The sequence below is a fragment of the Acetobacterium wieringae genome (assembly GCF_023700225.1).
GTDB classification, from domain to species: domain Bacteria; phylum Bacillota; class Clostridia; order Eubacteriales; family Eubacteriaceae; genus Acetobacterium; species Acetobacterium wieringae.
Window position 1 is genome coordinate 3394233 of record NZ_CP097897.1, and the last position, 26921, is coordinate 3421153.

The following is a 26921-nucleotide window of genomic DNA, read 5'->3' on the forward strand; positions in this document are numbered from 1 at the left end:
CTCCACTTTTTTACTATAAACAGGCTAAAATATCATTCACCTTCACTGAGAGCTGAATGTTGAACAAGGTTTCGCTATCGGATAAATCAAGCTCGGTTAGTTCAATAATCCGATTAATCCGGTATTTGAGGGTATTGTAGTGAACATGCAAACTTTTCGCAGTCAGGGTGGTATCCTGATTATGATTAATATAGGCCACCAGGGTTTCCAGAAAATTGCTGCCCTTTTTCTCATCCAGGTCTTTAAGTGTTTTCACCACCGGATGGATTAAGTTTTTAATATTGGTTTCCCCTCTAAAGCTTAAGATCATATGGGAAATAATCAGATCATCATAGTTGCGAATCCGCCCTGGTTTTTTCAGCTGATCACCTAAGGTCAGTGCATTATGCGCCTGTTTATAGTGCTCACAAAAATCGTACAGGTGATAAAATATTTTGCTGATACCAACAGTGCAGTCATTTTCTTCCAGCAGGTTTTCAAACGATGCCATTTCCCGCTCATTCTGAATTTCTGCAGTGATGGTGTCCAGCAAAATCACCAATTGGCCATTATAAATAATCACCGTTTGACGATTAAAGAAATTCTGATAAATCCGCTTTAAGTAATACAACCGATCATTGGTATTCTGGCGATTATCGATGCGGATAACCAGGGCGAAGAGATTTTTATAGAGCTTTAGTCCATAAATTCTTTCCCGTTCTTCAATGGCTGCATGATCATACATTTTCTGGTTCAGCAGGGCAATTAAAAAGGTGTCACTCAGTGAACTGGCAGTCTGGCTGATGCCGTTGGCATCCTCCATTGTCATCGCTACAGCATGACACAGCATAATCAGAATTTCCTGATCACTTTCGCTAATCGGATGGTGGTATTCCAAAAGCTTCAGATAGGCCAATGGACGATTGTTTTTTAAAACCCGGCCAACCAGTTGCCGGTGGTTTAACAAGCCCGTCTCCCAAATGACCAGCACCTCTTTGCCCTGATCGATTTCATTTTGATTATCATCCGTCATCACCGATTTGGCATACTCTTTATTGACATAGCCCTTGGACAAGGTCCACTCCCAGAGGGGTTCATTGTCAATGTTATTTCCCCCGGAATGAGCAATAAAACATAACGAAACATCAACCAGCAATAAGGGATTGCCCAGCAGCTGATAGCCCAGATCCAGTAATTGCTGGATGGTATAGCCCTTCTGACAGGACTCAAGAATCTTTATTGAGCTGTCGCCAATCCGATACTGATCCTCAAATAATTGTCTGACCCGCTTAATCACCGTTTCCGGGCTCCAGGCTTTGTCCACCAGAATGGCATTCGTGCCACTTTCTCCAGTATACTTTTCGTCCAGGGGCTGATCCTCGATGATAATAAAACAGTTTTTGTGATCCAGCCGTCGCTGTACGTCAGACGCCTTCATAACATAGGCATAGTTCGGCGACAAATCTTGTTCAGTAAAATAGTCAATGCCTTTAATTTCAATCGTGTCGTCATTTTCATTGATGCGCATTCTAACAGGACGCCCATTTAATACCGACCTCATTTTTTTTAGTGTTACAGCCATCAGAACCACCTTATCATCTTATCGAATTTGACTCATTATATCACGGGGTGAAACCCCTGTACATCAGGGTCTTAAATAAAAACGATTGACCTTTCACGGATCTCACTTTTAGGAATAATTTACCAATTCAACCTCCTTATTTTGTCACTTTTTACAAGCCTGCTTTGTCAAACGACTTCTTTTTTGATCACTAAAATCTCAAACCCTCACAAAGACGGCGCCACCCCCAACTGCTATACTGGTGCCAGCTCGAAATGACAACGCTTTAACAAAATCAAGGAGGATTTGAGATGGTACAACGATACTCACAATTATGTCCGGTAGCTTTCGGTGCTGGCGCTGTCAGCACCACCGGAGATGTAGCCAAAGAATTAGGATTTAACAGGGTTTTAATCGTCACGGATGAAAACGTAAAAAAAATGGGGCACTCTCAAAAAGTAGTCGACAGTTTAACCGCAGCCGGAATGGAAACCTTTTTATTTGCTGACTGTGAAACGGATGCCCCGGACTATACGGTTCAGTCTGGTGCCAATCTGGTAAAAACCCACGCCATTGATGGGATTATCGGCATTGGCGGCGGCAGTGTTCTGGACACCGCCAAAGGAATCAGCACCTTGGGCGCCAATAATGTCAGTGTTTCAGAACTGCTGGATTCAGCCCGAAACATGATGCCACTGGAAAACCCGCCCATAAAGCTGATTTTAATCCCCACCACCTCTGGTACCGGCTCGGAAAGCACCATAATCGCCGTCATCAGCGATACCAAAAATCATGAAAAAATCGGTGCCATTGCACCGCCCAGCTTTGCGATTGTTGACCCTGAATTGACCTTGGGGCTGCCAAAAGAAATTACGGTTTACACCGGTATGGACGCTTTTTCCCATGTTTGCGAAGCATTAACCAGTGTACAACCCAATCCCCACTCCGATATTCTCTGTTATGATACCATTGAACGGATTACCAAATGGCTGCCAATCGCTGCTGCCGATCCCTTGAATCTTGAAGCCCGGGAAAATCTTGCCCTGGCCAGCAACAATGCCGGCATTGCCTTTAATGATGCCATGGTTCACTTGGGTCACGCCATTGCTCACGCCATGGGCGCCACCTTTCATATTCCCCATGGGATTGCCTGCGCGCTGGTCACACCGGTTATCCTTGAATTAACAGCTCCCGTTTATCCCGAAAAAGTCAAAAAAATCGGCACTTGCATGGGCCTAACCATCAGTGCCACTGATCCCCAGGAAATTGGAATCGAAGTCGCCAATGGATTACGTCAATTTCAGAAACAATTGGGGATTCCAACGCTTCCGGACTTAACTATATCCCGGGAGCAAATCATTGGTTGTACAAACTATGTCGCCAACGAAGGGTTGCGCTTTCTCTGTCCGGTTCCGGCCACTGAAGAATGCATTGCCGCATCACTGGCCAAGATTTACGACTGCTATCAGTAAATCGATTTATAAAATTTAAGGAGAATCTCTATGACTTTTGAACATTTATTGTCCCCCATTAATATTGGTACCTTAAAAATCAGAAACCGGGTGGTGATGGGCGCCATGGGTTCAGGAACGGCTCATGACAATGCCACGGTTTCGGAATGTGAATGCGCCTACTACGCCGAGCGCGCTAAAGGCGGGGTCGGACTGATTATCAACGAGGTCACCCGGGTCAATAATGAAACCGGCGTGATGATGCCCCGCCAAACCTCCGCCGCCACCGATGACTGTATCCCGGGACTGGCAAAATTGGCTAAAGCCGTTCATTTTTATGACGGAGCCATCTTTATTCAGCTGCATCATCCCGGTCGCCAGACTGATAACATGGCCATCGGTGGACGGGCGACCATCTCTCCCAGTGGCATCAAAAGCATGCTGACCCAGGCCGAATGCCGGGAAATGACCAATGCCGAAATAAAAAGCTTTGTTCAGGATTATATCAATGCCGCGGAACGTTGCTACAAAGCCGGAATCGACGGGGTTGAACTGCATGGCGCCCATGGCTACATGCTAAACCAGTTTATTTCCCCGCTGACCAATAAACGGACTGACGAATACGGCGGCAGCACCGAAAACCGGGCTCGCGTCGTTAAAGAAATTATCGAAGGCATTCGCGCCCGCGTTGGCCGGGACTACCCGGTGATGTTCCGGATTTCAGCCGATGAGTTTCTCCGGGAATCGATGTTCCCCTTTTCCGAAGACGGTTTACTGCTGGATGAAGCGGTGGAAATCTGTAAATACCTGGTGCCCTTTGGTCTCGATGCCATCAACGTCTCGGCCGGTATCTATGAAACCATGAACCAGGCCTGGGAACCAATTTCTTTTGCCGAAGGCTGGAAAATCTATCTGGCCGAAGCCGTTAAAAAAGCGGTGGATGTACCGGTCTTTGGGGTCGGTGTGATCCGCAACCCCGAGTTTGCCGAACAAATCATTGCCGAAGGACGGGTAGACGGGGTTACCATCGCCCGGGGTTTATTGGCCGATCCCGATTGGGTCAATAAAGCTGCTGCCGGACAGGTGGACGATATCCGCCGCTGCATTTCCTGTCTGAACTGCATGGATTCGATGATTGCCAATGGCATGAAGGGTGAACCCTTTGCCTGCGCCATCAATGCCCGGGCTGCCCGGGAATGGTTCTACAATGATGCCCGCCTGGATGGCGATGGCCGTTTAGTGGTTGTTATCGGTGGTGGTCCGGCGGGCATGGAAGCGGCCCGCAAGCTGGCCGAACGCCAGTTTAAAGTCGTCTTATTTGAGAAAGACGGCGAACTGGGTGGCCAACTCGGTCTGGCCAACAAGCCGCCCCATAAAGATAAAATCAACTGGCTGATTGACTACTATAAAACCCAACTCACCAAGCTGGGGGTCGAAGTTCGCCTCAATACACCTGCCACCCATAATGCCATTACGGCTCTGAACCCTTATGCTGTTTTTGTGGCCACCGGTTCTGAAGCGATTGTTCCCCAATCCATCAAAGGCGTCAAAAAAGCCCATGTCTGCACCAGCACCGATATTCTCACTGGCAAGGTCCAGCTCACCGGTAAAAAAGTCGCTGTGATCGGTTCTGGCATGACCGGGGTTGAAACGGCTGAGCTGCTGGAAACCCAGGACAATGAGGTTTTTGTGGTGGAGATGGCTGATCGCATTGGCCCCGATGCCAGCTGGCAGAGTTTCAGCGACGTTCAGGCCCGCCTGATTAAATTTGGCACCGTCTTTATGCCAGCCCATAAACTGGTATCAATTGATGATCAATCGATTAAATTGAAGCAGACCAATGGACAATACACTGATCTTTCTGTTGACTATGTGGTTCTATCCTTAGGCGTCAAAGCTGATCAAACCTTGGCCGATGCGCTCGTTCTTCATTTTGATCGGGTTGTCAAGATTGGTGACACGGCTCAGATTGGCCGCATTGCCAATGCCGTCGAAACCGGTTTTGTCGCCGCTTATCAGTTGGTTTAGATTTTAATACTATCATATTTTTAAATTTTTCGATAAAAATTGGCGAAGCCTGAGGCTTCGCCAATTTTTTCATGTTTTTATCCGTATTCTTCTCATGTCTCAAGCGCGTCTTCCCAAACCACAGCGTTTCTACCTGCATTTTTGGCCTGATACAAAAGCTTATCGACCAGATTCATGGTTTTGCTGTAATCTGCCTTATTATACCAGCATAAGCCAATCGACACCGTACAGGGAAAATCCGTCTGTCGGGATTGGAAAGCCGCCCTGAACGCTTCGCCCCGGTTTCTGGCATTTTCAAGGCTTTCCCCTTCAATCAGCACCGCAAACTCTTCCCCACCGTAGCGACAAATCACGCCATCGTAAAAATGCTCACTCAAGCAATCGGCAAGTTCACAGAGTACGGTATCTCCGGCCTGATGTCCATATTGATCGTTCACCAGCTTAAAGTGGTCAATATCCAGCAACATAACCACGCCCGCCTTCTCCAGCTGATTGAATCGCTGGACAAAATGATGCCGATTATAGAGTTGAGTTAAGTGATCAGTGATAGCCAAAATCTCAACCTGTTTTTTTGCCTCAGTAATTTCGGTCACATCGGTAAAAACAACGATGGTACCATGGTGTTTTCCAATCGCATTCAAGCGAATCTGATAATGTTTATCACCCATGGCAACGGTCTGTGAAGCATTAGACTCCAAAATATGCGCCAAAACCATATAACGGTTTATGGGCTCTCCAATCTTTAATTGACCAAGGATTCCAAACAAGCTTTGCATCGCCCGATTCATTTTCAGAATATAGCCTTCGCTGTCAACCACAATAACCCCCTCACCAATGGTATTAAAGATCATTTCATGGGTGACTTCACTCAAAAAAGAATATCATAGCGATAAATACCACTGGCCACCAACACACTTAAAAAGATAAATGAAAAAGGTATCAGATCAATTTCACCAATTCCCCAGCCCAATAAATAACAGGTGCTGGCAATCATCGGAACCAGCATTCCGGTAAAAACCAGAAAGGCCCGCCTTCGGGTCACCCCTCTGGTATTTAGGATCTGTCCAATCAAAACAACCAGGGCATAAATCATCGCAAAATACAAGGCCCCTACCTGAACCATATACCATTGACCTTTTTGTGTCATCACGATGGGAAAGCCAATGCTTCTATCCACCCCCATTTGAGCATAATATAAACCATGCATCGCATTTGTCTCAACCAAAAACAAGGTAGCCGTACAGATGGCCAGCACAATTCCCATCGCATAATTGTTGGCAAAACGTCGCTCCCCGGCATACTCTCTGGCAAACCAGAGAATGAGAATGGGATAAAAAGACACGCCCAGATACTCAACTCGAATCCATTGATACATGGTTTCCCAATCCGAGCTCATCAATTCCATCCCATAGGCAAAACTGTGAATTGCCATGGCAAACATTAATAGCGTAATCGCTTTAACCCCAGAAATTCCCCGATGCCGAAAGCCAACGATCCCCAAAACAATCAAGACCATTGATGAAACCACCAATATTGTGCTTAAAATTATATTCATCTAATTAGCCTCATTCAAAATTATCGTTGTCAAAAAAACACCCTTGCTAACCGAACTTATCGACACGCTGTTTTTCTATTCGGCCTTTTTTATCGTTGGCGGTTGCCAGCTGCCATCAAACACTGATTCCTGAGGCAGATAAATCCGCAGGTACAAATGAAAGTTATCGGCTGAGATCGGCAACCAGTTATTTGCCAATGTGGCATCAGCTGGGGCCTGGGTTTGCAGCAATAAATCCAGTGATCCATCCTGATTATAGGTGACGGCACTGCGGTCATTGATGCTGTAGCGATTAATCGGATTATCAATTAAAAAATTATCACTGTCATAGGCGGTGATCGACCAGAAACCGGTGTCTTTGGTTGGTGGGAGCTGCTCTTTGTCAAAATGGATCACATAATTGTTGGTGCCATCAAAGGTGACGCCATCACTAGTGGTGCTGGCATTGGGATAAATGGCGACGGAAACCGGATTGGCTGCCAAACCGTTTAAAGCAATCAATGCCCGATAATCGTATTCGGTGCCAAATTCGGCCACCGGTTCACCAAAACCGCCAGTTATTCATCTTAACCAGAAAATCCTGAGAATCATTGAACAAGGTGGTCGACAGATCATTGATCATCGTATTCCACTCGTCCTGTCCGGAATCCCCCAGTATCGCCGGGTCAAATTCAAGGCCCGGGCCGACGCCCACCGCACTGATTTTTTCGATCATGGCCTGATCGGCGCTGGCAGGAGGATTGGCAACCATTAACGCATTGGCGGTATTAAAAAACTCCGCCGGAGTCATCTGCAAAACATGTTCGATGGGAATAAAGTTATTACTTTCACTATAGCTGCCCTTAGCTGGAATATAGGCTTCCCCCGACAAATAATTCGTCAGCGGCAGCAATTGGATGTTATTTTGAATGGCATAAACATTGTCAAGATCGGCTTCGCCGTAGCTGAGCACCCGACACAGAATCCAGGCCATATTGGTAGGCATGGCAACATGAACCAGGTCTTGGGGAATTTCACCACTGTAATCCGGCCCGGTAATCAGAAAAGCCGTCTGATCCGGATTATCGCTGCCGGAGCCGGTAATTTTGACGGCATTGGTATAAGCATCCATGATCTCCCCGGAACAAAATCGGTCAGCTTTGGGCATCACAAAAACCATTGCCGTATCCGACAGATCAAGAAAGGCTTGGGAGTACAAGGTATCGGTATTAAGGGTGACCACATCCTTGGCACTGGCATTGGCCAGATTATGGCTGTGGAACAACTGATTAGGCGGTGCCTGGGTCGTCGTTGGCTCTACCGTATTGGTCATCTTTTCCATGGTGGCATTCACCAGCACCAACGGAAAGGCATAAACGTAGGCATCGTAGATGGTCTCTTTGATACTTTCTGTTTTGGGTCCATTCTGGCTGGCGGTACAGCCACTCAAAAACAGCAACGAAAGAAATAGACAGATAATCTTGGTAATCTTCTTCATGACAAATTTCCCTTCTTATTCAAATAAGCTAGTCTGCACTCATCCTGGATAATTTTTCGACTCATGATCAATTGCTCTATTTCATTCATTGTAACCCAATTCCGACAAAAAAATAAGACTCAAAATATTAATTTTGAGCCTTATTGCGGTAATAGCTATTTAAAAGCTGTACTGATAGACAAATTCATCGCCTTCGTTGCCGATAAACATCAGATAAGCACCCGCTGGTACCGGCATTTCTTCGATTGTAGCATACATGGTATCAGCTAACACCGTCAGTGTCGGATCATAGATCACCAACCGTCCCCCATCTGGCAGGGTGACGCTAAAGCTGCCATCGGCCGCCAGCTTTCTGACGATATTTTCGCCAGTTTTTTCAATCCTGATTTTTTCATCACTGGCCAGCACGGGGATGTCGGCCACATCCACAAAAACATAACCCATTGCCGTCATTGTGGTTGTTCCGTTTTCTTCTGTAAGGGTTGGCTCAACCAGATCCCGGGCGTAGGGCAGGTTGTTATAGGCGGTATTTTCGTCTTTCAGGGGATAGGGTGTAAAGCTGCCGTCACTGCCAAAATAAATAGTTCCCGGAAGCTCCGGCAGACTGCCAGTCACAGCAGAAAATGCATATAAATCAATGGCACTGAGATTTTTGGGAATCCAGGCTTTACCGGCAAAACGACTGGTATCGATCGGGTTATTGGCCGTAATACCCTGACCGATGACCAGCGAATAATCGGCCGTATTCATCGACTGCAGCACCAGTTTTTTGCCAAAACTTTCAGAAAAAGACATCCGATATCCGTTTTGCATATCAAAATAGCCCTCACCGCTGTAGGAATAACTGCCAGCGGTGGTAAAGCCATTGCCATCGAAGCGTTTGTATTCCAGCGTGTTATTCTGCTGATTAAACTCAATTTTGATGACACTGCCGCTGGCTCCATAATATCCGGCAAAGCTGAGTATTTCGCCTGGTATCGCTGTGGTAGTGGTTGTTTGCTCGGCTTCTGCCGGGGCGGAAATAATTTCCTTCTCTTCCAGTAGTGTCTGGGTGATGGTTTCGGCAATTCCCGAAGCATCCCCGGTACCAGCAAAGATCAGAGCCACAGAAAGTTTCTCTTCAGGAATGACATACAGCTGAGAATTAAACTGCAGCGTTCCGCCATTTTTGCTCAGTACATGGACACCCTGTTCGGCAAAACTGGCAACGTCCACCATATCCCAACCCAAACCATAATTGGTAATCGGGGTGCCTGTCGGCACTGTTTCTTTTCCATACTGGGGACTGGTATACTCGGTAAAGGATTCGGCACTCATCAGCATGTTTTCCAGCAGAGCATTGCCAAAATGGCATAGATCCACTGCCGTTGCGGAAATTCCCCCGGTGCCCATCAGATTAATGATTTCTGCTGGCAGAGCGGTGCCATCCTCGTTGTTATACTTCAGGGCAATATTGGGATTTCCAGCCTTAAAGGAACAGCTGCTGTCGTTCATCCCGGCTTTTTTAAAAATATTCTGCTGCAGATAGTCGGAATACGTCTGGCCGGACACCTTTTCAATTAACACCTCGGCCAGAGTGAATCCATCATTACAGTAAACACTGACCACCCCAGGATCAGCCTTGAGACTGGAACCCGCCAGATAATTCATAAATTCCGTCAAAAACTGGGAATCTTTGGCCGATGCAAAGCCATTATACATCATCGTTCCCGGCAACCCCGAGGTATGGTTAAGCAGCATCCGAACCGTGATGTCCTTGTAGCGGCTGTCCGCCATGGTGAAATCCGGCAGGTAGCTAACCACCGGTTTATCCAGCTCCAGCTGACCCGCCTCCACCAGCTGCATCACGGCCGCAGCTGTAAACACCTTACTGACCGAACCAATATTAAACTGAGTGCTGGAATTTACCCCCAACGCCTCAGTCCGGTTGGCCATGGCAAAACCTTCTTCATAAACAATTTTACCATTGTCCATAATAGCCACGGTGGCACTGGAGGCCCCACCGCCAGCGATGGCTTTCCAGATTTCGGTGCGTGCCGTGGTGATGGTTTTTTCATAGCTCTGACTCTGGGATGGGGCGGTCGTACATCCCGCCAAAGGAACAAGAATCAACAACAAACCAAGCATCACAACTGTTAATCGTTTTTTTAACATTTTCTTTATCCTTTCGTTTTTTTATAAATTGTTCCCTCTTTTAATACCAGTCTTTAACCGCTTTTATAATTCCTGTCGATGTTGCCCCACTAAACGGTATACGCGTAAGTGAATGTCGCTCCCGGCGCACCGATAAAGACCAGATAAGAACCGGCTGTCACTGGGATTACTTCGGCGACGCCACTGCTGCTGTCGTAATCTCGCTGCAGATCGGGACCATAAATCACAATCCGGCCACCTTCTGGCATAACCGCACTGAAGGTTCCATCATTATCCAGCTTGCGGCAGATACTTTGCCCATCACTGCCAATTACAATCGCTTCATCGTTCTGCAGCGACGCCACGGAAGCGGTATTGATAAACTGATAATCCATGATGGTTAAGATCCTTTGGCCGTTGTTTTCGGCAATCGTCGCCTGGGCCAGATCCCTGCCGTAGGGCAGCACCATTTGGGTTGTGGTCGCATCTTTTAAGCCATAGAGGGTGTAGCCGCCATTGGCCGTGTGATAAAGATAACCCGGCAGCTCTGTCACAACCCCGGTTTTTACGCCCATCGCATTGGCGTCAATGGCCGAAAGATTGGTGGGAATCCATGATTTTCCGCTAAACTGGCTGGTATCCAGCGCTGCTGCTGCTGCCGCCATTTTCTGCCCTGAGACAAAACCAGCATCGCTGCTTTGATCATAGATCATAAAAAATTCCTGGCCGAAATTTTTGGCAAAACCAGCTCGATAGCCCACCGGTAAATGAAAATAACCATCACTGAGATAGGGATAGGTGCCCTGGGTTTCAAAGGTCTTGCCGTCATATTTTTTATAAATCATGGCATTTTTCTCGTTATTGAATTCAATCTTTACAATCGCTCCACCATCGCCATAAATCCCGGCGTAAGCCAGAAACTCATCGGGGATGGTGGCTGCCGTTGGTTCTGCTGTCTCCGTTTCCAAACCCTCACTGAGACCATTTTCATCAAGCAGCGCCTGGACAATATCATTGGCAACGCCAGTGACATCGGCATTTCCGGCAAAAACAATGGCCACCGAGATATTTTCCTGCGGCAGCAGATATAACTGCGAATTATATTGGGGCGAGCCGCCGTTTTTACCAATCACCGTCACCCCCTGGCGCTCAAAATCGGCCACCGCCACACTGTCCCAGCCCAACCCATACGGATACAGGGGTGTTCCAGCAGGCACGGTTTGGTCCCCATATTGGGGACTGGTATATTCGGTGACCATCGCTTCACTTAAAATTTTGCCCTGAAACAGGGCCTGGCCATAACGACATAAATCAGCGGCGGTGGCGGCTATCCCGCCGGAACCAAGGCTGTTTATATATTCCACTGGAGCAGCGCTGCCATCTTCGTTGTATTTCCGGGCAATGTCGGTGTTATCGGCTTTAAAATAACAACTGCTATTTTTCATCCCGGCTTTTGTAAAAATATTGGTCGCCAGATAATCAGAAAAAGATTGGCCGGAACTCTTCTCGACCAGAATTTGGGCCAGCGTAAAACCATCGTTGCAGTAGACACTTACCTTCCCGGGATCGCCCTTTAACTCAGTACCAGCCAGATAGGCCAGAAATTTTTGGGTATAGTCTGGGTCCGGCTCCGTTGTTTCGGCATTGGTGGTATAGGTTCCGGGCAAGGCGGCGGTATGATTTAACAGCATTCGAACCGTGATATCCTGATAGCGGCTATCAGCCATGGTAAACTCCGGCAGGTAATCAACCACCGGTTTATCCAACTCCAGTTTTCCGTCTTCGCAAAGCTGCAAGACTGCCGCAGCGGTAAACACCTTGCTGACCGAACAGATATTAAACTGGGTGTCTTTGGTTACCGCAAGCCCGGCTTCCCGGTTAGCCATGGCAAAACCTTCTTCATAGACCAGATTACCATTGTCCATAATCGCCACGGTGGCACTGGAGGCCCCGCCTGCTGAAATGGCATTCCAGATCTCCGTTCGTGCCGTCTCAATGGTTTTTTCATAGCTTTTGGGTTCTGCCTTGGAGCTACACCCCGAGAACATCAATCCCAGCATTATCAAACAACATCCCCAGATCAAAATTCTTCTTTTCATTACCGTTCCTTTCAAAAATCATCCACAATTTTTTCTGCTATTTCTTTTTTACCCCAACACGTTTAGTTTATCAACCTTTTTTCGTATAAAAAAACAGATAGTTATTACATATCTGTTTTTAGGGCTTCCTATTTTCAGTTTTCTTGATTATAAAATAAAAAACGACACCGCCATAATCAGATAAACTGCCAGCAGCTGAACCCCTTCCAGCCAGTTGGATTCGCCGTCACTAGCCACCCGATTGGCAATCAGTACCGACAATACCAGGGCCACCAGTTCAAACTCGTTAAAAATGATGCTCATCGGCGTAAACAGCAGACTCAAAAAAATCAGCACTGGCGTAACAAAAAGAATCATCTGGAGACTGGATCCAATGGCGATCTCCATCGCTACATCCATTTTATTTTTATAAGCCATCACAATCGCGGTGCTGTGTTCAGCCGCATTGCCGATAATCGGCACCAGAATAATCCCGACGAAAAACTCACTGAGGCCAATGGCTTCGGTCATCGGTTCAACTGCTCCCACAAACATCTCACTCTCAACCCCAATCAGGACCGTTGCGCCAATTAAAACAGCAATCGCCTTATTAAGCGACCACTTGGGCGTAGCTTCCTCCTCTGGTATCGCCGCATAAATATCTTTATGGGTGTAAAAAGAAAAGTACAGACTCATCAGATAAATGGCAAACATGATTATTGCTACCGTAATGCTGAGACCCTCATAACGGGTATTGAGAAGATCGGCGGCCACGGTATGAGTAAAGATCGCCGGAACGGTTAAACCAATGACCGCAAACAAGAGCATACTGGACGACACCTCAATGGATTGCTTATTAAAGGTTTGGGATTTAAACTTAATCCCTCCCATCAGCATGCTGGCCCCTAACACCAGTAGAATATTACCAATCACCGAACCGGCAATAGACGCTTTGACCACGTCAAACAAGCCAGCCTGCATGGCAAAAAAGGCGATGATCAGTTCGGTGGCATTGCCAAAGGTGGCATTGAGAAAGCCGCCGACACGGGGTCCCGAATAAAAAGAAATTTCTTCGGTTGCCTCACCCATGATGCCTGCCAGGGGGATAATCGCCAAAGCTGACAAAATAAACATCACGGTGGGTGAAAAGTGCATGAATTCTCCGACAATACTTATCGGCACAAAAATCAGTAAAAACCTTAGTATCTTCATCTACACTCACTATCCTCGTTCTTAATTTCTGATTCCCTGACACTGGTAAAAGAATACCACAAACCTTAAAGAAAATAAATGCAAAGATAACAATATCAGGCTATAATAAGTATTAACTCTAAACCGTTAATATTTAATTTTCTGGAGGTATTTCCATGAAACTGGATAATGACCAGTACCGGATCATTGTTGAGTCCTCACCCAATATGATCTGGCGGGCTGGAACCGATACATTGTGTAATTATTTTAACACCACCTGGTTGAAATTTACTGGCCGGACAATGACTCAGGAAATGGGAAATGGCTGGGCCGAAGGTATTCACCCCGAAGATTTTGACATGTGCCTGAAAGTATATTTGGAAGCCTTTGCCAAACAAGAATCCTTTGAAATGGAATACCGGCTTAAACGCCAGGATGGTGTTTATCGCTGGATCAATGACCGGGGCGTTCCCTACTATATCGGTGACCATGAATTTGCCGGCTATATTGGTAGCTGCATGGACGTGACCGATAAGGTGGAAGGCCAGAAGCTGCGGGATCTGGCACAGCGTGACGGTCTGACCCGAATCTACAATCGCCAGTATTTTGAACAATTGGCCAATGTTGAATTTTCCAAAGCCAAACGATTTGATGCTGATCTTTGTGTTGTCATGATCGATATTGATCACTTTAAGACGATCAATGATACTTTTGGCCACCATGCTGGGGATCTGGTTTTAAAAACGGTGGCTAAAACCATCAATGAAAGCATTCGGGCCTTCGATCTGTTTGGTCGCTATGGTGGTGATGAATTTGTTTTGCTGATGTCCAATACCAATTATGTTGAAGCTTCGATCCTGATCGCCCGATTAAAGCATGTCCTTGAAACCATCGAAATAAAATATAATGATACCCTGATCCGTATCAGTGCCAGTTTTGGATTATACCAGATGCATCATGAGGTGATCCTGGAAAAGGTCATCATTGAGGCCGACAAAAAATTGTATGAGATCAAAAACAGTCGCTCCAAACAACCCCCACATTCAGTTGAGCAGCGACCTGCTTTATGATCGATAACCGCTTTTCCCCCTGTTTATCGAGTATCAAGCAAACTCTTGTCCGCATACCAAAAAAGCAAGTGAGCTTTCAAAAAGCGCTCTCACTTGCTTTTTCTGATGCTGCAATGATTATTCTAAACGGATTCACCTTATTCACGAATGACCGTCTCTTCTGTTTTTTTCATTCTTTTTTCAGTCTTTAACAACCGCTGGTTGGTCACTGCCAGAAAGCCAAATACCATCAATCCGATGCCAACCGCTACCCAACCCAGGAAGAAAAAAATTATCAGATATGGGGAATTCGTACCGGCAATTTCCAGAATCCCTTTAAGAAAACTCCCCACCGTTAGAGCGGCAAGCCCCGAATTGTAACTGTTATAACCCATGCGATAAACGACAAACCGGGTAATAAAGGCCAGGTAGCGACCAATCAACAAATACCCCAACGCACCACCCAATAATGGGTATAAAAACATCCATGTCATGGCCGCTGCACGGACCCCGTGTCCAAAAAAACCATAGATCAGATTGACGGCCACAGCCACCAGCGCCAGTAGCAGGTAAACCACGATGGTTTTACGGATCCTATTATTGTTGCTTTTTATTTTAATACCCGAAATAAACAATATCACTGACCTCCCGTTCTGCAATACTGCGGCCGTCGGTGGGATTATTGACCACTTCGCCATTAAAAACCATGGTGGATGATCCGCCGCCATCCAGATTGTAGGCAATGGTGCAGCCTCGTTCTTTAAATTCCTGGGCCAACTGAAGTAGTGAAAGCCCTTCGCTCTCATCCGTCCGGCCATCCGAAACGATCACCAGATAATGTCCCGCTGAAATCTGTCCGATGGCCGTACGGGGATTGCTTTCCTTGGCTTGCCCCACTTCGCTGCTACTATCAACCATGATGTCACCATTTTCAACCAGGGCTGGCCCAAATGATAGCACCTGCCAATTCTCACTTAATGATGCCATACTGACGTCATTTTCATCGGCAATCGAAAAATTGCCATTCTGATCAATAACCAAGGCCTCATTCTCACTGGCACTATCCCGATAGATAATGCCATTACGCAAAACATAGCCGTCGTCCCGGAAGCCGTAATAGTCACCATTGATGGCAAAGATGGCATTTTGAGCAGCGGCGATATCTGACGTTTTGGCCTTGACATTTCGCCCATAGGTATTATTGGCAAAGGCTGTTTTCAGATAGGCCGCATCCGAAACCTGAATATCCGCCACATAAATGGTCGAATCATATTTCAAAATGGTTTCAATGCTAATCTGGATATTTTCATCACTATAAGATGTTGCGGTAATCACCGGTTCGGTTTCTGCCGCTGTGGACGTTTCGGCACTTGTTTCTGGTGCCACAATCACCATTGATTTCTGAAGCACAAAAGTATCCATTAGCACAAAGGTAAACAACCCCACCAGCAGGAGCGAAAATATCCCTGCCCAACGATACGGTTTTGAAAAGAACTTGATCATTTAAGACGATACTCCTTCCTCGATTCCCCGAAAATAAAATTTTTCTGAATCAGGTAACTGCCGATAAATAATCCCGTGTCAACGCATATTTTTAACACCGTCAGGTGAATCGGTAAACTGCTTAAACTGGAGACAAAGAACCAGCTTAACAGCATCTGACTGATAAATAAAATGGCGTACTGCAATGCCGCCTTCCCTTCCCGATCGGTATTTTGAAAAACCCAGTGCTTATTAAGCAGATAGTTGACCCCGCCGGACATCACCCGGGCGATAATGGTTGCCTCCAGGATTCCCAGTGAGGTCGCTCCAAAGGCAATTTGCATCAGTAGCGTAAAGACCGAGTTATCCACAATCGCCGAGACAAAAGATGATAAACTGAATTTTAGAATATTCAGGTAGATCCGGGCTGAATCTTTAATCGCATGAAAATGAGATGCTTTGTTTTCATTCAAATAAATGGTCTCAATCGGGACTTCCACAAAGGGAATTCGGCTTTTACCAGCTTCCAGCAGCACATTCATTTCATACTCATAGCGGTCACCGGGAATCTTTAGTAACTCTTTTGTCCAACTCATCGGAATTCCCCGCAGTCCGGTTTGAGTATCCGGACACCGCTCTCCGGTACTCAATAAATAAGCCAGCGATGTGATGCGGTTACCCCACTTGCTTTTAAAGGGAGTTTTTACATTATTGAAATCCCGGGTTCCCAGAATCAGGCTGGCCGGGTTTTCTTCCAGCATCCTGGCTACGTTTAAGATGTCCTCCGGTGCATGCTGTCCATCGGCATCCGCCGTTACATAGCCCGGCGCATCGGGATAAATATTGGCAGCATAGGCCATCCCCGTTTTTAATGCGACGCCTTTACCCATATTTTTGCTGTGAACCCGAACCACACAGTCAAGCTTTTCTCTTAAAATATCAAAGATGATTTCATACCCGGGGGCACTGCCATCATTTATAATAATTGTTGTTAAGTCATAGTGTTTTAGTTTTTCAACTAAGGTGATCAATTTTTCGTCCGGATTCAGAGCCGGAATAATCACAACAGCTTTCATAATGCTGACCTCCTTTATGTTCTTGTCAGCATTCTATCGTCCTAAAGTGATTGTTTTGTGATTGGGTTCTGAATTTTAACGCTTTGTTTCAAAAGCCTTCCCGATTTTGATGCGATTTTAGCCAAACACAAAAAGGTCGGAAAAGAGATAAACCGCATCTCTTTTCCGACCACGTAAAACATCAAGTTAAACCATTTTATTTTGTGAACAAATTAATAATCACAAGGAGAATTACTGCTCCCACTGAGGCAACAAAAATACTCCAAAGATTAAATCCGGTTACTCCCGTGGTTCCGAAAAAGCCAAATACAAAACCACCAATCATGGCGCCCAGTATTCCAACGACAATATTTTTAATGAGTCCCATTTTTTCATTGTTTTTTGTCAGCATGCTGGCCAGCCAACCGGCTAAACCACCAAGGATAATCCAGCTAAAAAACCCCATATTATCACATCCTTTCTTAATTTTGAGGTACTTGCAACGCTTCCTTCCATCTTGGATTTTATTTCGCAATTACCTAATTTACTTCTATTTGCTATTATACCCGCTTATCTTTAAACAAACCTTCCAACTTCATCGTTTTCATCTGCCCCACTTTCTCTCCACTCTATTATTTAAAAACTTTTTTAGTCGGTTAAACTTAAATTGCATCTAAGCTTTTAGCGTTAAAATAATTAGTTGTAGCCTCTATTGAGATTACCACGTTTTGCGATTCACTCTTTACCATAGCCACGATTAACTATAGAAAGGCACTTTCTACTCTTAACTGATAAAAGTGAAATACAATCATGCAGATTAATTCGACTGAACTCCCCTTTTCTGAAGACCTGGACATGAATGGTAGTTTAAAGGAGTTTCTCCTACAGCAGCAGATTTACCGGGCTGCCATCAAAGAAATAAAAACTAAGCTGGAAATTTTGGATGAAGAGTTCCAGGCCAGATATGACCATAACCCGATCCATCATATGGAGTACCGGCTGAAATCCCCCCAGAGCATCGCCGGAAAGATGCAGAAAAAAGGGCTGGAAATCACCGCTGAAAACATCCGTAAAAACCTGACGGATATTGCTGGCGTTCGTGTTATCTGCAACTATTTACACGACATCGATCGGATTGCCAACCTGTTGCTGCGCCATGATGACATTACCCTGATCCGTAAAAATGATTATATCAATGAGCCCAAAAAAAATGGTTACCGCAGCCTTCATCTGATTGTACTGGTGCCCATCTTTCTGGCCGAGCGAACCGAATCCGTTCCGGTGGAAATCCAAATTCGTACCATCGCCATGGATTTCTGGGCCAGTCTTGAACATCAGCTCAAATACAAAGGTCATAGCGATATCTCCGAAGGCCTCCGGGAGCGGCTCAAATACTGTGCCGAATCAATTACCCGACTGGATGAGGAAATGCAGATGATCTATGAGGAAATTACGACAAACGACTGCGACCAATAATAATCGATACCGAGGCCATCACCTCGGTTTTTTTATGTTTTTTTTGCATATCTTATTGACACTCTGATTATTCTATGCTATCTTATTTATATTCATTACTGTTTAGTAATTATTATTTTATAAGTTGATCTAATTTTCTTCTGGATTGCACCCCTAACTTTCCAGAATCTTGATCAATTATACTACCTAACTAAAATATTAATATGGAGGAAAACAAATGTCAGAATCAAAAACACTTAATAATCTTATGGAGGCGTTTGCCGGAGAGTCCCAGGCAAACAGAAAGTACACCGCATACTCAAAGAAAGCTGAAGCTGATGGAAAAATCAATGCGGCTAAATTATTTAAAGCTGCCGCCGATGCTGAAACCCTGCATGCCTTAAAACATTTTGAAGTCGCCGGAAAGATCCATACCACTGCTGAAAACTTAAAAGACGCCGTGGCTGGCGAAACCCACGAGTTTACAGAGATGTATCCGGATTTTCTAAAAACAGCGGAAGCTGAAGGTAATCAGGATGCCATTAAAACCTTTACCTTTGCCATGAAAGCTGAAGCGGTTCATGCCCGACTCTATCAGGAAGCCCTGGAAAACCTCGATCAGAGCGAAGAAGTTTTCTACTACCTCTGCCCCCTCTGCGGTAATATTGAAAAAGCCGTACCTGATAAATGCGCCATTTGTGGCGTTCCCGGAACCAGCTTTATTAAATACTAAACCCTGCGTCTTTCTTATCTCCTAACTTGATAAAACCAGAAGTATCGTGCTCATGAGTAGCATAGAACTTCTGGTTTTTTTAATCGATTATCGTTTAATTGCTTGCGTTCTTTATTATAAAAAGGTATACTTAACCCGAAAAGTTCTCGTTCTAACTATCCCTATTGAATCAAACACTGTATAATCTTTTTCAATTAGACCTGCAACCGTATTTCAAGGTTGCCTTTTTATTAAATTTTTCAACAATGGAGGTAAAAATGAAAACGAAAGAAAACCTACTACTAAATGTAACCTATACTACAAAACCGGGAAAAAGAACCGAGTTTATTAAGACATTAACTCAACTTGGCGTTGTTGAACAGTCAAAGCAGGAATCTGGAAATATCAGATACGACTATTTTTATCCACTTAATTCTGATGATCAATTATATCTTGTAGAAATTTGGGAAGATAGTAAAGCTTTGGCTTTACATACCCAAACCGAGCACTATAAACAATTACAGTCTTGTAAAAATGAGTATTTGATGCATACCCAGATTGAGAAATTTTATATCTGTACCACTCAGTAAAATAAGCTCAGCCATCCGAAAGTGATTGTCGAAGTACTGAGCTTTATTACCATTTTATACGATCAGATGTCTAACTTTTGAGGATTACTTCTATTAAAAAAAGAGCTTCAATGCGACAATTGCTGTCATCCCAATAATTAAATACCGGAATGCTTTTTCATTGATTCGTTTAATTATAAAAGCCCCAAAAACCGCACCGATGCCAATAAAGGGGATCATTAACCCCGTCAGTACAAAGGTCTGAACCGTAATATTATGCCAGATGAATACTTGCATGGGAAGTTTCGTGACGTTGACGATAAAAAAGAACCATGCTGTCATTCCCAGAAAATTTACTTTATCCACGCCTTTTGCCAGTAGGTAGACACTAAAAATGGGACCGGCCGCATTTCCGATCATCGATGTAAACCCAGCAAGAATTCCCACTGAAGCATGCAGCCAGGTTTTGTCGGGGATTTTCAACTGATCGCCTTTTTTTTCGAAATAAATCAATAAAAACAAACAAAGTAACACTGAAAGTGCAATCAGGCTTTTGAACTGTTCATCATTGATATACCCACCAATGATTAAACCGAATATCAGTCCCATAAAAGTCCACGGTAGTAATTTAAGAATATCTTCTCGTTTTGCATTATGTTTATAATAAAAAAGTGCAAAAACATCTCCCACAATCAGCATCGGTAGGATGATTCCTGTTGATGCTTTTCCGCCGAATACAGCTGCTAATATCGGGATTACCAATGTAAGCAAACCACTGATGCCTGTCTTTGATACACCAATTAAAAGTGCCGCCAAAATAACCCAAAGCCACTGAACCAGTTCTAAATCCGGAAATATTTCCATCGTATTTCTCCCTACGTTCGTTATGTATGACATTTAATTTTTTGATTCCATTAAATCATCCGCCAATCATATTCATTCTTCGTGAGGATGTAAAATCCGCTCCGAAATGATGTCCTTTTGGCTTATCCAAAATAATCTGTCTGACAATTTGATTGAAATTATCAGCTTTAAGGTCAAGGGCTTCCCGAATATCTACTTCTCCGTTATTTCCCAGACAAGGCCGGATTTTTCCATCGGAAGTCAGACGAATGCGGTTGCAGTCGGAACAAAATTGGTGGGTCATGGGTGAAATAAACCCGATTTTACCGGTGTAACCGGCCATCTGATAATAAACCGCCGGTGAACCCTTATCGGTTCGTTCCAGATATTGAAGACCGGGTCTTGTTGCAATTAAATCATCATTGTGAATAATCTTATCCCGGTTATCTTCGCCAAAACTCCCCATCGGCATCAGTTCAATAAAACGGATTTCAATCGGCCGATCCCTTGTCATTTCGATGAGGTCATCAATTTCATCATCATTGATCCCCTTAATCAAAACGGTGTTAATCTTTACTGGCGTCATCCCTAACGACAAAGCCCGATCAATTCCAGCCATGGTTTTTTTCAGATCTCCGCCACCGGTAATGAATTTAAATTTCTCTGGCTTCAGGGAATCCAGGCTGATGTTGAGACGGTGAAGTCCAGCTGCTTTTAAATCAGCCGCCATTTTCAAGAGCTGAATACCGTTAGTTGTCATGCCAATGTCTTCAATACCATCGATCTCCGATATTCTGTAAATAATTTCGCAGATATCCCGTCTCAACAGCGGTTCTCCGCCAGTAATTCTGATTTTTTTAATCCCCGCCTCAACCATGGACCGGACAACCTTTTCAAATTCTCGTGGTGTTAAACTATCATCTTTGCTGTCCTTGCAGTTTTCACCATCCGGATCACAGTAAATACACTTCAGATTACATTTCTGAGTCACTGAGATCCGCATATATTCAATTTTTCTTCCATATTGATCCAGCATAATTTTATCCAACTTTCTTTTTATCGATGGTCACCGCATCATTGATCCGTATTTTTCTGGAATAGCTATTATAACCCAATGCTTTCGAGAAATACTTCGATAATCCCCCCGCAAACCATACCTTCTTCTTCTGCCTGCCATCCCGTCATATCAACTTGATGCAGCTCCGATTTTTCTTTTTCACTGCTTAGCATACTCAAGGCTCTTATTTTTATGTCTGCTTCAGCACAACCACCACCAAGGGTTTCCACGGTTCGGCCATCCGGATAGATTAGCATCTTAGTTCCCACTTCCCGGGGGGCCGAACCTTTCCGGCTGATAATCGTCGCCATGACTTTTCTTTCGCTTGACTCTTCAATTGCATTTAATCTCTCAAGTATTTTTTTGGAATAACCGCTGCTTTGCTTTTTTAGATTCTTTTCCTGGACAATTTCGGCCATAATGGATATCGCAATCTCAACCGGCGTTTCTGCGCGAATATTTAAACCGATGGGTGTATGTACTCTTTCCAGTTTTTTTATATCCACACCTTTTTCGGCCAACTGATCCTTAACTTTCTTTACCCGGACTTTGCTGCCGATCATGCCGATGTAAGCATGCTCTTTTTTGATGATTTCTTCCAGACAAATCTGATCATAACGATGTCCCCGGGTGACAATGACAAAATAGGTATTTTTATCCCCATCGATTTTTTTAAGTCCCTGTTCAAAGGGTTCACAGATCACCTGTTTTGCCCCAGCCCGAAGGGCATCATTTGCAAAGGTAAAACGATCTTCAATGACGCTAACCGAAAAATCAGCCAGTAGTCCTATTTTTATAATCGGAATGGAAACATGACCAGCCCCACAGATCACCAACTTTTTATCCGGCTGTAATATTTCGCAGAAAATCCGGTTCCCTTCAACAGTAATAACTCCTGTTTCCAATTGTTTTAATATTATTTTAATATGATGTTTCAAAAAACTGCTTTTTCCCGTTTCATAAACAATTTTATCCAGGGATACAAATACCTTTTCACCCAAATGCTCACCTTCCACCACAGTTGCGACCAGATATTTCTGGTTAGCATCGCTTTTTTTAATTAGTTCATATAGATTACTCAAAACTTATCCCCTACTCTTTATCTGTCTTTATTTTTCGCATTTTTTAAAACCACAACCTTTTTAAACGCCTTTTCCAAACCCACAGTTCGGGAATGTACAACTGTCACAGGAAAGACAAAGGCCACCTTGCCCCAAAGCAGTAAAATCTCCTTTTCGCAACCGTTCGTCAGTCATGATCCGCGGCAATACCAGATCAAAGATGGTCCGTTTGGCATACATCACACACCCGGGAAGGCCCACAATGGGGATGTTGCCTTTGTAATATGCCAATAAAAACATCGCTCCGGGAAGCACCGGGGCCCCATATGTGATCATTTTTGCGCCAGTATTTTTAATCGCCAGAGGAGTACGGTCATCGGGATCGACACTCATTCCTCCGGTACAGATGATCATATCAGCTCCCTGGTTTAGCAGCGTCATAATGGACTCGGTAATCATCTCATGATTATCGTCTGTAATCTGATGCCCGATGATTTCGACATCAAATTCAGCCAACTTTTCTTCAATAACCGGGGTAAAGGTATCTTTAATCCGACCGTTATAGACTTCACTGCCGGTGGTAACAATCCCCACTTTTTTATGGACATACTGCCGGATCTGAAAAATCGATCCTTCTCCACAGACTTCTTTAGCCCGATTCATTTTGCTTTCAGCAATCACCAGCGGAATAACCCGGGTTCCCGCCAGTAAATCTCCCGCTTTAACCGGGAAATTTCCATGTCGGCTGGCTATCATCATCTCGCCCAATGCATTCACCCGATTCATTTTATCATAATCAATTTTAAGCACCCCATCGCAGGTAGCGATGAGTTCGATTTTGCCTTCTTTGATTTCTGATGGCCGCATGTTTTCGCCTTTACAAAGGCCATAAAGAATTTCAGCCGCTTCGTTTTCATGAAGCATCCCCTCTTCTTTTTCCCAGACATAGAGATTTTCTTTGCCGACCGATAATAATACCGGAATATCTTCTGCTCTAACCATATGGCCTTTTCGAAATACTGCATCCTTGGTGACTCCTTTAATGATCTGGGTAATATCCTGACAGAGTACATGGCCAACAGCGTTGGTTGTTTCAATTAATTGCATTGTTCTTCTCCTTTTAATAACCCATCGCTTCTTCTAACAGACTCTCTACTTTTTTTGCCTGTAGATAAGCTAAACGATGTTTAACTTTTCCTACCAAAGTAGTACATTTTTTTCTACTTTTATTAAACCGTTCATCAATACTGATCCGTTGGCACCCTGATACCTTTTTATCTGCCAAATAGACAATGGTTTTTTCTGTAATTCGCTCTTCATCATAACTTGAAAGAAGATGATGAAACTCAATCACCTCCGCAACACGGGGGTAACCTTCTCTGTTAATCCAATCTGCACCAATTTGTGCATGCTCTTTTTCAGCCCGGGCAATATCATGAAGCAGCGCTGCTAAGCAGCAATCAAGTTACGATTCAGATTATAATTTTTCTGTATCAAAAGATCCGTCCATTCCAATGCCAGTTTGCAGACACATCTTCCGTGATTTCTAACGTCCTCACCGACATGAAATCTTTCTAAAATAGCCTGGCACTCATCTTGATCCGGAATTGCCTCTAAATTTTTTCCTACATACTTTACTTTTTTAGAATGTTCATCCATTTCAATCAGACTAATGCTCCCATATGATTGGTGTAGCCCAAGCGCCTGCTCCAAATCCAACCCCATCCACTTGCTCAACAATCCCTGATTGACGCAGGCATGACCAACAATGGCCAAATTTCCATTGTATTTTTTCATCATTTTCTCAATACACGGCTCTGTCCGCATCAAAACTTGATGATACGATTCCCCCTTCGGAAAGGGTACTCTAGCCAAATTTTCTCCCCTCTGCTGATAATCATCTGGATACTTTTGTTTTATCAAATCAAACGGCAATCCGTCCCACAATCCCGTATCAATCTCCTCTAATTCAGCAACAGAGACAATAGGATATCTGCCATTTGAAATAATTTCGGCAGTTTGCCGGCTCCTCGCCAGCGGGCTGGTAATAATCATAGATAATGCGATCTTAGAAAAATAGTCTGCCAACTTTTTTGCCTCAAGTCGCCCTTCTTCACTCAATGACAAATCAAGTTTCCCAAGACAACATTTTACCCCGTTTGGAAACGCTGGCTGGCAATGACGAATTAGATATATGCTTCTCATGTCCTTTAATCAACATCTATGCTTTGATGAGCATGGCAGTACCATGAAAATCGCAGAGCGGAATTAAAAATAACTTCTGCTCATTTAAATACTCATCAACCGCTTTTTTCACCCCGGGAAACTGCATACTGTTATAATCATGGATTAACATTACTCCACCGGAACTGAGCCGGGGATAAAAATACGAAAGGCCTTGCCGAGTGGGTTCATACAAATCAGCATCCATACTGACAAGGGCATATTGAATTTCCTGATCTGGAATAGTTTCGGGGAATCGACCTTTTATAATCACAACTTGCCCCGGAAAGGGCATTTGATTGAGAATAGCTGCTTCACTGGTATCAGAAAAATCCCCAACTTTGGCTTTGGACAAACCCCTTTCAATGGCAATGTCTTCCGGCTTAAAGCCCTCAAAGGTATCAAAGAGATACAGTTTGCGATCCGGAAAATTCTGATTCAGTTCCCGGGCAAATTTTCCCTGATAGACGCCTAATTCAGCAATGGCTCCGGCGATCCGGCGCTTTTGTATTTCATCGCCAATCAGCCGCAACTCCGCCAGTCGGAGATCATATTTTGTCTTAAAATCACTGGCATGTTTAATGATTCCGCCAAACCCCAGGCCTCTAATTTGATTCTCTATATCAATTGCCGCATCAGCGTTTAAACTGCCAGTCCAAATAATCTCCGGGTTATCATCCAGAAGTTTATCCGGCGGCTTGACGCTTAATCCCGAAACAATTGACCCCCACTTGTCAGGGTTATTATCAAAACAGGCAACAATTTCATAATCACTGGATATTAAATTTATTAAGGCATTTCCGCCCTGTCCGGCTCCGAATATTGCAGCTTTCATATTATATACCTCCTCGTTTTGCGCTTTTTCAAAACATTGATCATCCTAAAAAAACCTTATCAAATATTTAACTTTTTCCTTACTCCTAAGATCGAGTTATTTCAAAAAACAATTCGTTTTTAAAAAAAATAACGATCAAATATTTCATTAACGCTCTTTTGAGATTCCTTTTCAAATCTCTGATACTTTTCCAAAAATTCGCTTCCCTTTTCCGTTAAGATCGTTTTTCCGCCGTTCATTCCCCCACGCTTCCGATAAACGACCGCAAAACCCAGTTGTTCTTCAACCTGATTAATCATTTTCCAACCCTTACTATAAGAAAGATTCATTTTTCCACAGGCGCTTTTAACCGATTCGCCGATCTTGATTAGAGTTAGCAATTGTTCAGTACCGGTACCGAAAAAGGATGCTTCCTTTTCCACGCTGACTCGAACTTTTGGTTTTAATTTTCGTTTATAATATAAATCCAACAAGCTTTTAAATTCATCTTTGGTATCCGCATCCAGCAAAATGCCTTCGTCTTCGACTTCAACCTCGATCTGTTCATAATTACAGCTCTCAACAGCGCCCAGTAAGCCTTTGTTTCCGGTATAAGCTAATATTTCTGGCAAAACCCGGGTGTCAATCATAAAGGGATGCCCTTTTACACCACAATGCACAGGATTCACAAACACCCCTTTTGAAGCCGTCAGTTTCATCACCGTTTCTTTCGTAAACAAAGGAATATCGATGGGCGTAATGAGAATGCGTTCACACTGATGTTCCAGGTATCGCAAACCGATTTTCACCGAATCAAACATTTGAGTGGTGGCAAAATCATGATTATGAAGACAGGTAACGTTCAGTTCTTTAACCAATTCTTCCACAATTCTGGCCTTATTTCCGGTAATCACAATAATTTCTGTGATCCCGGCGTCCTGAAAGGTTAAAATGATTCGCTCTAAGATTGAAAAATTGCCTATTTTAAGGACCGGTTTAAAGTCACCCATTCGCGAGGACATGCCAGCTGCCAGAATGATAGCACCTTCCTTTATTTTTTTCACTTAATCACCTCTTTCGCATAAAACCGACTCCTCCATTGAAGGAGTCGGCCTATAAACAAATACTAATAAACAAAACTTTGATGA

The 26921-nt window shown here is 44.2% G+C and carries 26 protein-coding genes; 6 read left to right on the plus strand and 20 right to left on the minus strand.

The window, feature by feature from the left end:
• Window positions 1-13: 13 nt before the first annotated feature.
• Entirely contained in the window at window positions 14-1561 is a 1548-nt protein-coding gene (locus CHL1_RS16660) for a PucR family transcriptional regulator (protein ID WP_250934099.1), read from the minus strand.
• A gap of 290 nt (window positions 1562-1851) precedes the next feature.
• On the opposite strand from CHL1_RS16660, the gene CHL1_RS16665 reads away from it, so the two are divergent.
• Entirely contained in the window at window positions 1852-3012 is a 1161-nt protein-coding gene (locus CHL1_RS16665) for an iron-containing alcohol dehydrogenase (protein WP_250934100.1), read from the plus strand.
• Window positions 3013-3042: 30 nt separating this feature from the next.
• Complete coding sequence (locus CHL1_RS16670; RefSeq protein ID WP_250934101.1) at window positions 3043-5019, plus strand: NAD(P)/FAD-dependent oxidoreductase; 1977 nt, start codon at window positions 3043-3045, stop codon at window positions 5017-5019.
• A 92-nt stretch (window positions 5020-5111) separates the two neighbouring features.
• Here the strand turns inward: CHL1_RS16670 and CHL1_RS16675 are convergent, their stop codons facing one another.
• The 7 genes from CHL1_RS16675 to cax all read right to left on the minus strand — a co-directional run bounded on the left by CHL1_RS16675 (window position 5112) and on the right by cax (window position 13474).
• Window positions 5112-5891, minus strand: a complete 780-nt coding sequence (locus CHL1_RS16675) for a diguanylate cyclase (RefSeq protein ID WP_250934102.1) — start codon at window positions 5889-5891, stop codon at window positions 5112-5114.
• Entirely contained in the window at window positions 5888-6574 is a 687-nt protein-coding gene (locus CHL1_RS16680) for a histidine kinase N-terminal 7TM domain-containing protein (protein WP_250934103.1), read from the minus strand. The genes CHL1_RS16675 and CHL1_RS16680 overlap by 4 nt, the downstream gene beginning before the upstream one ends.
• Window positions 6575-6649: 75 nt before the next feature.
• Window positions 6650-7111 (minus strand): DUF1214 domain-containing protein, encoded by a 462-nt coding sequence (locus CHL1_RS16685; RefSeq protein ID WP_250934104.1) that lies wholly within the window; start codon window positions 7109-7111, stop codon window positions 6650-6652.
• A gap of 4 nt (window positions 7112-7115) precedes the next feature.
• Window positions 7116-8051, minus strand: a complete 936-nt coding sequence (locus CHL1_RS16690; protein WP_250934105.1) for a DUF1254 domain-containing protein — start codon at window positions 8049-8051, stop codon at window positions 7116-7118.
• Between the two features lie 159 nt (window positions 8052-8210).
• Entirely contained in the window at window positions 8211-10205 is a 1995-nt protein-coding gene (locus CHL1_RS16695) for a serine hydrolase domain-containing protein (RefSeq protein WP_250934106.1), read from the minus strand.
• An 89-nt stretch (window positions 10206-10294) separates the two neighbouring features.
• A complete protein-coding gene (locus CHL1_RS16700) occupies window positions 10295-12283 on the minus strand; it encodes a serine hydrolase domain-containing protein (RefSeq protein WP_250934107.1) in 1989 nt (662 codons plus the stop codon).
• 147 nt (window positions 12284-12430) lie between these two features.
• Window positions 12431-13474: a calcium/proton exchanger gene (gene cax / locus CHL1_RS16705; protein WP_070370857.1), complete on the minus strand. Its 1044-nt coding sequence runs from the start codon at window positions 13472-13474 to the stop codon at window positions 12431-12433.
• A 155-nt stretch (window positions 13475-13629) separates the two neighbouring features.
• On the opposite strand from cax, the gene CHL1_RS16710 reads away from it, so the two are divergent.
• Window positions 13630-14523 carry a sensor domain-containing diguanylate cyclase gene (locus tag CHL1_RS16710; RefSeq protein WP_250934108.1) on the plus strand — a complete coding sequence of 298 codons (894 nt, stop codon included), beginning with the start codon at window positions 13630-13632 and terminating at the stop codon, window positions 14521-14523.
• Between the two features lie 137 nt (window positions 14524-14660).
• Here CHL1_RS16710 and CHL1_RS16715 read toward each other — a convergent pair whose 3' ends face one another.
• From CHL1_RS16715 to CHL1_RS16730, 4 genes are all read right to left on the minus strand, one after another.
• A complete protein-coding gene (locus CHL1_RS16715; RefSeq protein ID WP_250934109.1) occupies window positions 14661-15143 on the minus strand; it encodes a hypothetical protein in 483 nt (160 codons plus the stop codon).
• On the minus strand, window positions 15118-16005 hold the full coding sequence (locus CHL1_RS16720; protein ID WP_250934110.1) for a phosphodiester glycosidase family protein: 888 nt from the start codon (window positions 16003-16005) through the stop codon (window positions 15118-15120). Before CHL1_RS16720 ends, CHL1_RS16715 begins: the two co-directional genes overlap by 26 nt.
• A complete protein-coding gene (locus CHL1_RS16725) occupies window positions 16002-17060 on the minus strand; it encodes a bifunctional glycosyltransferase family 2/GtrA family protein (protein WP_148638208.1) in 1059 nt (352 codons plus the stop codon). Before CHL1_RS16725 ends, CHL1_RS16720 begins: the two co-directional genes overlap by 4 nt.
• Window positions 17061-17256: 196 nt before the next feature.
• Window positions 17257-17505 carry a GlsB/YeaQ/YmgE family stress response membrane protein gene (locus CHL1_RS16730; RefSeq protein ID WP_070370849.1) on the minus strand — a complete coding sequence of 83 codons (249 nt, stop codon included), beginning with the start codon at window positions 17503-17505 and terminating at the stop codon, window positions 17257-17259.
• Between the two features lie 344 nt (window positions 17506-17849).
• On the opposite strand from CHL1_RS16730, the gene CHL1_RS16735 reads away from it, so the two are divergent.
• The 3 genes from CHL1_RS16735 (at window position 17850) to CHL1_RS16745 (ending at window position 19796) form a co-directional block, all read left to right on the plus strand.
• The gene (locus tag CHL1_RS16735) at window positions 17850-18515 is read left to right on the plus strand and encodes a GTP pyrophosphokinase (protein ID WP_070370848.1); all 666 of its coding nucleotides are present in this window, start codon (window positions 17850-17852) and stop codon (window positions 18513-18515) included.
• A gap of 217 nt (window positions 18516-18732) precedes the next feature.
• Window positions 18733-19227: a rubrerythrin family protein gene (locus tag CHL1_RS16740; protein WP_250934111.1), complete on the plus strand. Its 495-nt coding sequence runs from the start codon at window positions 18733-18735 to the stop codon at window positions 19225-19227.
• A gap of 257 nt (window positions 19228-19484) precedes the next feature.
• A complete protein-coding gene (locus tag CHL1_RS16745; protein ID WP_070370846.1) occupies window positions 19485-19796 on the plus strand; it encodes a putative quinol monooxygenase in 312 nt (103 codons plus the stop codon).
• A 93-nt stretch (window positions 19797-19889) separates the two neighbouring features.
• On the opposite strand, the gene CHL1_RS16750 is transcribed toward CHL1_RS16745, so the two are convergent.
• The 8 genes from CHL1_RS16750 to CHL1_RS16785 all read right to left on the minus strand — a co-directional run bounded on the left by CHL1_RS16750 (window position 19890) and on the right by CHL1_RS16785 (window position 26837).
• Window positions 19890-20639 (minus strand): sulfite exporter TauE/SafE family protein, encoded by a 750-nt coding sequence (locus tag CHL1_RS16750; protein ID WP_250934112.1) that lies wholly within the window; start codon window positions 20637-20639, stop codon window positions 19890-19892.
• Window positions 20640-20694: 55 nt separating this feature from the next.
• A complete protein-coding gene (gene moaA / locus CHL1_RS16755) occupies window positions 20695-21654 on the minus strand; it encodes a GTP 3',8-cyclase MoaA (RefSeq protein WP_250934113.1) in 960 nt (319 codons plus the stop codon).
• A 68-nt stretch (window positions 21655-21722) separates the two neighbouring features.
• On the minus strand, window positions 21723-22757 hold the full coding sequence (locus CHL1_RS16760) for an XdhC family protein (protein ID WP_250934114.1): 1035 nt from the start codon (window positions 22755-22757) through the stop codon (window positions 21723-21725).
• Window positions 22758-22817: 60 nt separating this feature from the next.
• The gene (locus CHL1_RS16765; protein ID WP_250934115.1) at window positions 22818-23843 is read right to left on the minus strand and encodes a molybdopterin-binding protein; all 1026 of its coding nucleotides are present in this window, start codon (window positions 23841-23843) and stop codon (window positions 22818-22820) included.
• A gap of 13 nt (window positions 23844-23856) precedes the next feature.
• Entirely contained in the window at window positions 23857-24180 is a 324-nt protein-coding gene (locus CHL1_RS16770; RefSeq protein WP_338078322.1) for an HD domain-containing protein, read from the minus strand.
• Window positions 24181-24185: 5 nt separating this feature from the next.
• Complete coding sequence (locus CHL1_RS16775; protein WP_250934116.1) at window positions 24186-24941, minus strand: histidine phosphatase family protein; 756 nt, start codon at window positions 24939-24941, stop codon at window positions 24186-24188.
• Between the two features lie 16 nt (window positions 24942-24957).
• Window positions 24958-25794, minus strand: coding sequence for a TylF/MycF/NovP-related O-methyltransferase (locus CHL1_RS16780; protein WP_250934117.1), 837 nt, complete (start codon window positions 25792-25794; stop codon window positions 24958-24960).
• A gap of 119 nt (window positions 25795-25913) precedes the next feature.
• Window positions 25914-26837 carry an NTP transferase domain-containing protein gene (locus CHL1_RS16785; protein WP_250934118.1) on the minus strand — a complete coding sequence of 308 codons (924 nt, stop codon included), beginning with the start codon at window positions 26835-26837 and terminating at the stop codon, window positions 25914-25916.
• Between the last annotated feature and the right edge of the window lie 84 nt (window positions 26838-26921).

Bases quoted from the DNA above. Each gene is read 5' to 3' on its own strand.
- CHL1_RS16725 (WP_148638208.1), bottom strand. From the start codon at position 17,060: ATGAAAGCTGTTGTGATTATTCCGGCTCTGAATCCGGACGAAAAATTG.
- CHL1_RS16765 (WP_250934115.1), bottom strand. From the start codon at position 23,843: ATGCAATTAATTGAAACAACCAACGCTGTTGGCCATGTACTCTGTCAG.
- CHL1_RS16670 (WP_250934101.1), top strand. From the start codon at position 3,043: ATGACTTTTGAACATTTATTGTCCCCCATTAATATTGGTACCTTAAAA.
- CHL1_RS16730 (WP_070370849.1), bottom strand. From the start codon at position 17,505: ATGGGGTTTTTTAGCTGGATTATCCTTGGTGGTTTAGCCGGTTGGCTG.
- CHL1_RS16740 (WP_250934111.1), top strand. From the start codon at position 18,733: ATGTCAGAATCAAAAACACTTAATAATCTTATGGAGGCGTTTGCCGGA.
- CHL1_RS16750 (WP_250934112.1), bottom strand. From the start codon at position 20,639: ATGGAAATATTTCCGGATTTAGAACTGGTTCAGTGGCTTTGGGTTATT.
- CHL1_RS16700 (WP_250934107.1), bottom strand. From the start codon at position 12,283: ATGAAAAGAAGAATTTTGATCTGGGGATGTTGTTTGATAATGCTGGGA.
- moaA (WP_250934113.1), bottom strand. From the start codon at position 21,654: ATGCTGGATCAATATGGAAGAAAAATTGAATATATGCGGATCTCAGTG.
- CHL1_RS16775 (WP_250934116.1), bottom strand. From the start codon at position 24,941: ATGAGAAGCATATATCTAATTCGTCATTGCCAGCCAGCGTTTCCAAAC.
- CHL1_RS16660 (WP_250934099.1), bottom strand. From the start codon at position 1,561: ATGGCTGTAACACTAAAAAAAATGAGGTCGGTATTAAATGGGCGTCCT.
- CHL1_RS16710 (WP_250934108.1), top strand. From the start codon at position 13,630: ATGAAACTGGATAATGACCAGTACCGGATCATTGTTGAGTCCTCACCC.
- CHL1_RS16780 (WP_250934117.1), bottom strand. From the start codon at position 25,794: ATGAAAGCTGCAATATTCGGAGCCGGACAGGGCGGAAATGCCTTAATA.
- CHL1_RS16720 (WP_250934110.1), bottom strand. From the start codon at position 16,005: ATGATCAAGTTCTTTTCAAAACCGTATCGTTGGGCAGGGATATTTTCG.
- CHL1_RS16695 (WP_250934106.1), bottom strand. From the start codon at position 10,205: ATGTTAAAAAAACGATTAACAGTTGTGATGCTTGGTTTGTTGTTGATT.
- CHL1_RS16690 (WP_250934105.1), bottom strand. From the start codon at position 8,051: ATGAAGAAGATTACCAAGATTATCTGTCTATTTCTTTCGTTGCTGTTT.
- CHL1_RS16745 (WP_070370846.1), top strand. From the start codon at position 19,485: ATGAAAACGAAAGAAAACCTACTACTAAATGTAACCTATACTACAAAA.
- CHL1_RS16665 (WP_250934100.1), top strand. From the start codon at position 1,852: ATGGTACAACGATACTCACAATTATGTCCGGTAGCTTTCGGTGCTGGC.
- CHL1_RS16735 (WP_070370848.1), top strand. From the start codon at position 17,850: ATGCAGATTAATTCGACTGAACTCCCCTTTTCTGAAGACCTGGACATG.
- CHL1_RS16680 (WP_250934103.1), bottom strand. From the start codon at position 6,574: ATGAATATAATTTTAAGCACAATATTGGTGGTTTCATCAATGGTCTTG.
- cax (WP_070370857.1), bottom strand. From the start codon at position 13,474: ATGAAGATACTAAGGTTTTTACTGATTTTTGTGCCGATAAGTATTGTC.